This is a genomic window from Butyrivibrio sp., assembly GCF_017635265.1.
Classification (GTDB): domain Bacteria; phylum Bacillota; class Clostridia; order Lachnospirales; family Lachnospiraceae; genus Butyrivibrio.
In genome coordinates this window covers 19,312-27,830 of sequence record NZ_JAGBLU010000043.1, presented here as the reverse complement: position 1 = coordinate 27,830, position 8,519 = coordinate 19,312, and the positions used below count along the sequence as shown (strand labels likewise).

At 40.2% G+C, this 8,519-nt stretch carries 9 protein-coding genes; 7 read left to right on the top strand and 2 right to left on the bottom strand.

Annotation, left to right across the window (positions count from 1 at the left end):
- Positions 1-2: 2 nt before the first annotated feature.
- The 3 genes from J6O61_RS06040 to J6O61_RS06030 all read left to right on the top strand — a co-directional run bounded on the left by J6O61_RS06040 (position 3) and on the right by J6O61_RS06030 (position 3,561).
- Positions 3-1,157: an MFS transporter gene (locus tag J6O61_RS06040; protein WP_292210801.1), complete on the top strand. Its 1,155-nt coding sequence runs from the start codon at positions 3-5 to the stop codon at positions 1,155-1,157.
- 120 nt (positions 1,158-1,277) lie between these two features.
- On the top strand, positions 1,278-2,690 hold the full coding sequence (locus tag J6O61_RS06035; RefSeq protein WP_292210799.1) for a relaxase/mobilization nuclease domain-containing protein: 1,413 nt from the start codon (positions 1,278-1,280) through the stop codon (positions 2,688-2,690).
- A 253-nt stretch (positions 2,691-2,943) separates the two neighbouring features.
- Positions 2,944-3,561, top strand: a complete 618-nt coding sequence (locus J6O61_RS06030; RefSeq protein WP_292210797.1) for an MT-A70 family methyltransferase — start codon at positions 2,944-2,946, stop codon at positions 3,559-3,561.
- 43 nt (positions 3,562-3,604) lie between these two features.
- Here the strand turns inward: J6O61_RS06030 and J6O61_RS06025 are convergent, their stop codons facing one another.
- A complete protein-coding gene (locus tag J6O61_RS06025; protein ID WP_292210794.1) occupies positions 3,605-4,447 on the bottom strand; it encodes a PIN domain-containing protein in 843 nt (280 codons plus the stop codon).
- A gap of 126 nt (positions 4,448-4,573) precedes the next feature.
- On the opposite strand from J6O61_RS06025, the gene J6O61_RS06020 reads away from it, so the two are divergent.
- Positions 4,574-4,945, top strand: a complete 372-nt coding sequence (locus J6O61_RS06020; RefSeq protein ID WP_292210791.1) for a hypothetical protein — start codon at positions 4,574-4,576, stop codon at positions 4,943-4,945.
- A gap of 16 nt (positions 4,946-4,961) precedes the next feature.
- On the opposite strand, the gene J6O61_RS06015 is transcribed toward J6O61_RS06020, so the two are convergent.
- A complete protein-coding gene (locus tag J6O61_RS06015; RefSeq protein WP_292210789.1) occupies positions 4,962-5,498 on the bottom strand; it encodes a helix-turn-helix domain-containing protein in 537 nt (178 codons plus the stop codon).
- 396 nt (positions 5,499-5,894) lie between these two features.
- Between J6O61_RS06015 and J6O61_RS06010 the strand changes: the two genes are divergently transcribed.
- From J6O61_RS06010 to J6O61_RS06000, 3 genes are read left to right on the top strand one after another with little or no spacing between them, the layout of a single operon-like run.
- Positions 5,895-6,113, top strand: a complete 219-nt coding sequence (locus tag J6O61_RS06010) for a helix-turn-helix domain-containing protein (protein ID WP_292210787.1) — start codon at positions 5,895-5,897, stop codon at positions 6,111-6,113.
- A complete protein-coding gene (locus J6O61_RS06005) occupies positions 6,094-7,344 on the top strand; it encodes a DNA cytosine methyltransferase (RefSeq protein ID WP_292210785.1) in 1,251 nt (416 codons plus the stop codon). The genes J6O61_RS06010 and J6O61_RS06005 overlap by 20 nt, the downstream gene beginning before the upstream one ends.
- A complete protein-coding gene (locus tag J6O61_RS06000) occupies positions 7,334-8,518 on the top strand; it encodes a DNA cytosine methyltransferase (protein ID WP_292210782.1) in 1,185 nt (394 codons plus the stop codon). Before J6O61_RS06005 ends, J6O61_RS06000 begins: the two co-directional genes overlap by 11 nt.
- Position 8,519 lies beyond the last annotated feature (1 nt).

The following is an 8,519-nucleotide window of genomic DNA, read 5'->3' as shown; positions in this document are numbered from 1 at the left end:
TGATGGGAATCGTAAGTCTGTTTTCGGACATGACTCATGAAGGCGCCAGAAGCATATTGGGCGAATATCTGAACCTCGCAGGGGCATCCGCTGCAACCATCGGATTTGTGTCCGGTATAGGAGAATTGTGCGGGTATTCACTAAGGCTCATATCCGGATTTATAGCAGATAAAACGAAGAAATACTGGACATTTGTTATCACAGGCTATGTAATACAGGCTCTGGCGATTCCTGCACTGGCACTCGTACCTGAACATGGCTGGATTTGGGCCTGCGGTCTTGTGATCCTGGAGCGTATCGGAAAAGCGATAAAAAAGCCTGCCAAAAACACATTGGTAAGCTTTGCGGCTAGCGAGATCGGAACCGGAAAAGGCTTTGCCTATCAGGAGTTTCTGGATCAGCTTGGCGCGTTTCTCGGACCGGTACTGCTTTTTGTAACAGCTCTTGTAAAAGGTACAGACGACCTTTTTACAACATATAGAATCTCTTTTGCGATACTGCTTGTTCCTGCAATGATCACCATAGCTCTTGTTTTGACAGCAAAGATAAGATACCCTGATCCGGAGATCTTTGAAAAGCAGGAAGATAAACCGGCAAGCTTTGAATTCAGGAAGTCATTTGTTCTGTTCATGGCGGCCATCTGCTTTTTTGCTTTTGGCTTTGCAGACTTCACCCTGATCACACTTCATTCGGCTAATACCGGAGCATTTAATGAATCCATGCTCAGCCTGCTATATGCTGGGGCAATGGCTGTGGATGCCTTTGCTGCACTATTCTTTGGCTGGCTTTATGATAAGGTCGGGCTGAAGGCTCTGATCATTTCCACACTATGCAGCACATTCTTCTCATATTTTGTTTTTATGACTGGAAATGCCTGGTTGATCGGAGCTGGGATAATTCTGTGGGGAATTGGAATGGGTGCGCAGGAAAGTATTATGAAAGCAGCTGTCAGCGGAATCGTCCCGCGTTCCATGCGAAGCACCGGTTTCGGAATATTTGAGACAGGATTTGGTATTGCGTGGTTTCTGGGCAGTTGGCTTCTCGGTGCCCTGTATGATTTGAATCCTGTGTATCTTGTCACTGTGTCTGTGGTATCACAGTTTCTAGCGATTGCATTTTATGCTTTATGCCTCCGGTGCAATAAGACAGAGTGCTAACAATTCCAGTTTGCTGGAATGAGCATTATATCGGAATTTAAAATGTATCACAGCAAATAATTGAGCTTATTTTTATAAGTGCAACTCTTCGGAGCTGCACTTATTTTTATGGAGAAAACTATGGCAGCTACAAGACTTATATCATTACATATGAACAAGGGAAGGACTCTGGCGAAGTGTCTAAAGGACAGAACAGATTATGAAATGAACCCGGATAAAACAGAAAAAGGGAAATACATTTCATCTTATGCCTGCGATCCGAAGACTGTTGTGGAAGAGTTTCTTTTATCCAAAAGAGAATATGAGCAGAAGACCGGTAAGCACCCTAAGAATGATGTGATTGCATATCAGATTAGGCAGTCCTTCAAGCCTGGGGAGATAACACCGGAGAAAGCAAACAAGATTGGATATGAAACTGCCATGAGGTTTACCAAAGGTGATCATGCTTTCATGGTGTCAACTCACACGGACAAGGCACATATTCATAATCATATTATCTTTAACTCAACTGCCCTCAGTGGTGACAGGAAGTTTAAGGATTTTCTTTTGTCAGGGATGGCACTTGGAAGACTTTCAAATCTTATCTGCATGGAGAATGGATTGTCTGTAATAGCTCCACAGCCTTATCACAGTAAGACAACCTATATCCATGAAGAAAGAGGTCCTACCTTCCGGGACAAGCTCAGGGAATCAATCGATGTGGCTCTTTCCAAAAGGCCAGGCTCTTTTGATGACCTGTTATCTGAATTATCAAAACAGGGCTATGAGATAAAACGTGGCAAGCATATTTCGGTTAGGGGAAACGGTCAGCAGAGATTTATCCGCTTCCGTTCTCTTGGAGATGGCTACACGGAAATAGATCTGCAGAAAAAGTTTGAAGGTATTGAGAAGGGAACAGTTCCGAAAGAAGAGGCTCCAAAAAAAACAGAGAAACCATTTTACAGAGACGACAAGTTTGATCTTCTGTTAAATATTCAGGACATCATTGCTCAGGGAAAAGGTCCTGGCTATGAGATGTGGGCGAAGAAGTTCAATGTAAAAAATGTAATGAAAGCAATTCTGTTTTTTCAGGAGAAGGGACTCAGAACTTATGACGAGCTGGAGAAGATGGCAGGAGATGCTTCCGATAGATTCTCAAAGCTCTCCGATGATATCAAAGGATATGAGAAACGTCTTAAGGAAATCGACAGCCTTCGTGATACCATCAAAGACTATTCCAGGACAAAAGAAATATATCAGCAGTACCGACAGTCTGGTTACAGTAGGAAGTTTTTTGAAGAACATAAAGATGACATCATGACTCATAAAGCAGCCAAAGATGTTTTCGATAAGCACAAAGGGAAGATACTTTCTTTTAAACAACTGAGTGCTGAGTATTATGAAGTGCTTGCGAAGAAACGAGCTGCCTATGCCGAGTACAAGGAAGTCAGAAAAGATATGCAGACATATCAGACTGCAAAATATGATATCGACCAGATACTTGGTATTGGAAAAGAACAGGAACAGAATAAAAATCGTGAACGTTCACGATAATCTTTTGAGGCAGTCCATCGTGGCTGCCTCTATCTATTAACAACAACCAAACGTCATTTGCCATCTTCTTGGCGGAATTTCTTTCAGCTCCGGAAGGAGCGTAGTCAGATTTTAATCTGAAGCGAGGGGATTGGGGATGTGCCCCAACAAGTGAGTTTCGATGGGTATATATCGAAACCCCACTTGCCACTTTACTCTACCCCTTTGGGGATGGGGATGACGCGCGGGACTTTTGCGGGAGGAACAAATAAAAATGATCAGGGAATTTGTAAAGGGTAACAACAAAACGGATGCCGGGGTAAAAGAAAAGACTCCGGCACTGAAGAAAAAATATGAAGTCATCTATGCGGATCCACCTTGGCGGTTCCGAGTCAGAACAGAAAAAGGGAAAGGCAGGAGCGCAGAGAATCATTATCCGACAATGAAGCTGGAGGACATCTGCAAGCTTCCGGTAAAAGAAATTGCTGCAGACGATTCGATTCTTTTCATGTGGGCAACTTTTCCGAATCTGAAAGAGGCATTTGATGTCATCGATGCCTGGGGATTTGAATTTAAAACTGTGGCCTTTGTCTGGGTGAAACAAAATAAAAAATCGGATTCTCTTTTCTGGGGTATGGGCTACTGGACGAGATCCAACGCTGAGGTGTGCCTGCTTGCAACCAAAGGTCGTCCAAAGCGAATCGACTCTGCAGTCCATCAGGTTATTATCAGTCACATAGAAGAACATAGTAAGAAGCCGGCAGAGACAAGAGACAGGATCGTGAGACTTGTGGGGGATGTTCCAAGGGTGGAGCTGTTTGCAAGACAAAAGACTCTGGGATGGGACACCTGGGGGAATGAGTTGGAGAATGATCTTGAGATGGCGGCATAAAAACAGCGAGGGATAAACCCTCGCCGGATCGATCAGCTCTCCTTTATTTGATTTTGTCTAAGATTTTTATATGAGCCTTGATCAGAGTATAGTATTTCTCACTAGCATCTTTTCCGTATTTGGTCTGCAAGGAAGACCGAAATGAATTGAGATTCTTTTTCTTCTTCCAGGTTTCAGTTACAAATTTCGGAAAATCAGATGGCATTGCAGTCTTGCCCTTGGCATGTGCAAAAACTATCTGACAGTAAGATTTCTGTTTGTCTGCAAGGCTCTTCTTTTTGTGGTTTTCAATGTAACTGTTATAAGTCGCATTAGACTTAAAAGCATTGTAATAGGTGACGCCCTGTTTTCCGTAAATCTGGTGCAGCGACTCGTGAAGTGGTTGCAGCTGATCCCGCCCTAAGATATAGAGGATCTCTTTTGCCTCATCCGGGATTCCATCGTCCTGGATTTCAACGGGCTTGGGAATAACAGTTTCTATATCAACAAGGCCTGGTTCATTTTTTTTATCGGAGGACTGTTGCTTCTGTATACAGGCTTTTCCGGTGATACGCTTTAATGCAATTCCTCTGTCTTTCCAGTATTTAACAACTGCATCATAGCCAGTGTCATTGGTAACGATAATGTATTCATCATCCCCAATGTCATGGACCTGGTATCCAAGCTCTGTACATAACTGGAAATCAAGTGCATTGTTACCCTCGCAGCATTCGATGAATGTCACATCCTTAGGAGACTTCTTAAGTGTGATCAGATTTTTATAATTCATATGCGGACTTTTCGCAGTATAAAAAACAAGAATCTCATCTTCTTCTGCAACAGTATCAAGCAGAGATATCCAATTATCTCCGACGTTTTCACTATCAATAAAATATCTTTTGCTCATGTATACCTTAGCTGATCGAACGACTATATTATACAATAGGATATGTAGGTGGCTCACTAACATTTTTGTTAGGAGCTGTGATGTTTTTATTGAAGCATTCAGAACAAGGAGACTGTGAGACACGATATGGAATCAAAATATTTAGATCAGATACGAAATATAACTGCTGAAGATGATGTGGAAAGAGCAAAGAAGATTGCGGATATAGTGATGTCTACAAACGAGTCTATAAGCGCGACTCCAAACTTTGCCAAAGAAGTAAGAACGGTGCTGATCATTTTGATTGTTTCTGAAGGATTCTCAGCCCATCTTTATCATAATGTTATGAGCATGTCATGGGTCCAGAAGCAACTTTTTGATTTTGATAAGTACGATGTTGTAAGCGAAAAAGATAAAGACCAGGCTATAAGTTTTTTCAATTCCGCTCATATTATGGCATTAGAGGGAATGCTCTGCACCGTGTTTGGAATGGAGTATAGTGGTGAGACCTGTGGATGATTGAAAAAGTGAGTCATTATTTTATCTGAGGTCTGTGTGCGGTTGAATGCTTTTTAATCAACTCATCACGACATGCTTCATAAAACAGTGTATCATAGCGGATTTCCTGAACCTCTCTTAGTTTAGGATCATAGTAGTGCTCTTTTCCATATTTCAATAAATCATTGACTATATTTATCATTTTTTCAAGGATCAAAGGCTGTTCCTGTTCTTTAGCTGTGTCAAAATCATGTGACGCATTTCTAAGAACTGACAGTTTTGGTAAAAGCATATCTTGAGGCATTGTTTGGAAACAGTGCCGGATTAGCTGGTCCCGGTATGTCACTCCATCGAGCAAATATGAAAGATCTATGCCAAGATCGCGAAGACCAAAGATGACATTAAAGGGAATGCCAGCTTTTTTATTTTCGTATCTGCCATATTGTCGTGATGATACTTCTAACATCTCGGCGAATTCTTCCTGAGTATATCCACGACTCAGTCTTTCTAAGCGCATCCTATCAGCGATGTTGCTCATGCGTTTTTTCTCTTCTTCAGTTCTTGATTTAGCCATTATTGTTTACCTCGCGAAAAAAGAATAGCAGATGTGTGATGGTTTGTGTAGGACATGTATTCAAGTAGTACGTAATGTAAACCAGGGCAGTTTTTTATTTGAAGGTGTACATGGCTCATCTTTTTGTTCGCAAAAAAATGCCTCAAACCCAGATGAATACTGACTTAGAGAGCTGGTATTTTTATAGGACTCTTAATGTGTCATTAATAGAGTGTAAGTGTGTAAGCATATGAGAATAATCTACGGAATAATCTTTCTGACACAAGTTCTTAAGAAGGGAGAATATTTGACTGGTCAAATATTATGTTTGCCCAGTTACTATAGAAATGATAAAATTTTAAATGGAGTTATATTGTTTATTCAATTGTTTTTGCAGTATAAATGGAAGGCAGACATATGGTTAATTACAATCGGTTATGGCATAAGCTGCTTGATTTGAAGATGAACAAAACGGAATTGAGAGCTGCTTCGGGAATAAGCACAAGCACTTTGGCGAAGCTGGGGAAAAATGAAATTGTTTCGTTGGAAGTGTTGGAGAAGATCTGTGAAACGCTGAATTGCGATTTGGGCGATATTGCAAGTTTTGTAGAGGAGGATGAAAAAAGTAATGGGTAAGAGAGAGTACAGATTTATTGATTTGTTTGCCGGTTGTGGTGGACTTAGTGAAGGCTTTTATAGAGATGGATACAAAGCGTTGCTACATCTTGAAATTGATGAGGCAGCTTGTAAGACTCTTCGGACAAGGATGAAGCATTATGGTTACTCTGAAGACGACATAAGAGAAGCAGTAATGTGTGACGATATCACACGAGATGGCCTGCTTGAAGATATGGATAAGAGAATCCATGAACCGGTGGACATTATTATAGGTGGTCCTCCATGTCAGGCATTTTCAAGTGTCGGAAGGGCTCAGGATCCAAACGGAATGAGTAATGATCCTAGAAATTACCTTTTTGAAAACTATCTTCAGGTTCTGAATCATTACAAACCGAAGATGTTTATTTTTGAAAATGTAAAAGGACTTCTGACAGCTAGACCTAAGGGCGTAAAGATTTTTGACATAATTGTTAGGGAAATGAGCAAGACCTACAACATTGTCACGGACCCCAAAACTCTGTTGCTTAATGCAGCTGACTATGGTGTACCTCAGATAAGAGAACGTGTAATTATCATTGGTATTAGAAAAGATATTGATTATCTGGATATAAAGGATGTTTATAACAGCATCCCCAAAACACATTCGGACACAGATGAAAATCTTCCCAATTATGTGACAGTAGGAGAGGCTATATTGGATTTGCCAAAGTTGGAACCAGGAGAAGGAGAAAATATACAGCGAGTTAAGCCAACAAATCTTACTAATGCATATTTAAAGAAGATATCTAATGACAGCGGAATAGTTTATAACCATTCTGCAAGACAGCATAATGAACAAGATCGTGAAAGATATAGAATTCTAAGCGAACATAAGAATTGGCAGTTGAAAGATTTGCAGAAGGTGAGACCGGATTTAATACATCATGATCCAAAGCATTTTGGTAATAGGTATACAGTTCAGGAGAGCGACAGACCTGGCAAAACAGTGGTTGCTCATCTTTATAAGGATGGAAATCTTTTTATTCACCCTGATCCGACCCAGGCAAGAACATTTACTGTCCGAGAGGCGGCAAGAATACAATCATTCCCGGATGATTTTGTGTTTGAGGGATCTAGAACTGACCAATTCAAACAAGTTGGAAACGCAGTTCCGCCTTTGATGGCAGAAACCTTTGCCAAAACTATAAGAGAGTATTTGGACATAATAGAAGAAAAAGAGACAAAGGATAACGAGCAAGATGTCATATAAATTTATTGATTTATTTTGCGGAGCAGGAGGCTTTTCAAAAGGATTAGAGCTTGCTGGCTTCGAGTGTATTGGAGGTATTGAGTTAAAAGAGGTTATAGCAAAGACACATCAGCTTAACCACAAGCACTCAAAAACTATTTTTGGAGATATCAGAGAAATACCACCTGAGAAGTTTGCAGAAACTATAGGAACAAATCATGTTGATGTAATTATTGGAGGACCTCCATGCCCTACTTTTTCAACAATAGGAGATGCAAAGATTAGATCTGTTACAGGAAAACCTGTGTCAGAAGATCCAAGAAATCAGTTGTTTCTTGAGTATTTAAAGTATGTAGATTATTTCAGACCAGAGATTTTTGTAATAGAGAATGTTCCAAATTTTATTACTAAGTATAAGGGAAAAATCTTCAATACAGCAGTAGAAATAATAGAGAGTATTGGCAAAGATGAAGATGGTAATGGCGAAGGCATATATGAAGTTGTGAAACCGGTTCAAGTAGTTAATGCTGTATACTATGGTGTTCCACAGACTAGAAGAAGAATGATGCTTGTAGCACATAAAAAGACTGATAAAAAATTTAACTATCCTAAACCAACTCATTATTACGATCAGACAGATGAAGAATCAAAGAAGTTAAAACCATGTACAACTGTTGAGGATGCGATTGGTGATTTGCCTAAGATTACAGATAATTGGCGTATTACTGAGATGCCATATTCAAAAGTAGATAGATTGACAGAGTATCAGAAACTGATGAGATCATATGGTAATGGAAAGACCGTTATGAACAATATCTGTAGGATGTCTAATGATAGAGCTAAGCGTGTTTTTCCGCACATGGCACAAGGAAGTATATATATGGATTTGTCTCCTGAAATAAGACAGATTCTTCCGTTCAGGGAGGATATCTTCAAGGACAGATTAAAGAGGCTCGTAATGAAGGAACCGTCTTGGACTGTAATAGCTCATATTGGAATGGATGGATATATGTACATTCATCCTACGGAGAATAGAACACTTTCAGTAAGAGAGGCAGCTAGAATACAGTCATTTCCTGATGATTTTGAATTTGTTGGCAATCAACAGGAGACGTATGTACAGGTGGGAAATGCAGTTCCGCCATTATTAGGAAAAGCAATAGGAGAAAGTATTAAACAATATTTGGAGGGCTGAT

Coding starts and splice junctions, on each gene's coding strand:
- J6O61_RS06040 (WP_292210801.1), top strand. CDS start 3: ATGGGAATCGTAAGTCTGTTTTCGGACATGACTCATGAAGGCGCCAGA.
- J6O61_RS06035 (WP_292210799.1), top strand. CDS start 1,278: ATGGCAGCTACAAGACTTATATCATTACATATGAACAAGGGAAGGACT.
- J6O61_RS06030 (WP_292210797.1), top strand. CDS start 2,944: ATGATCAGGGAATTTGTAAAGGGTAACAACAAAACGGATGCCGGGGTA.
- J6O61_RS06025 (WP_292210794.1), bottom strand. CDS start 4,447: ATGAGCAAAAGATATTTTATTGATAGTGAAAACGTCGGAGATAATTGG.
- J6O61_RS06020 (WP_292210791.1), top strand. CDS start 4,574: ATGGAATCAAAATATTTAGATCAGATACGAAATATAACTGCTGAAGAT.
- J6O61_RS06015 (WP_292210789.1), bottom strand. CDS start 5,498: ATGGCTAAATCAAGAACTGAAGAAGAGAAAAAACGCATGAGCAACATC.
- J6O61_RS06010 (WP_292210787.1), top strand. CDS start 5,895: ATGGTTAATTACAATCGGTTATGGCATAAGCTGCTTGATTTGAAGATG.
- J6O61_RS06005 (WP_292210785.1), top strand. CDS start 6,094: ATGAAAAAAGTAATGGGTAAGAGAGAGTACAGATTTATTGATTTGTTT.
- J6O61_RS06000 (WP_292210782.1), top strand. CDS start 7,334: ATGTCATATAAATTTATTGATTTATTTTGCGGAGCAGGAGGCTTTTCA.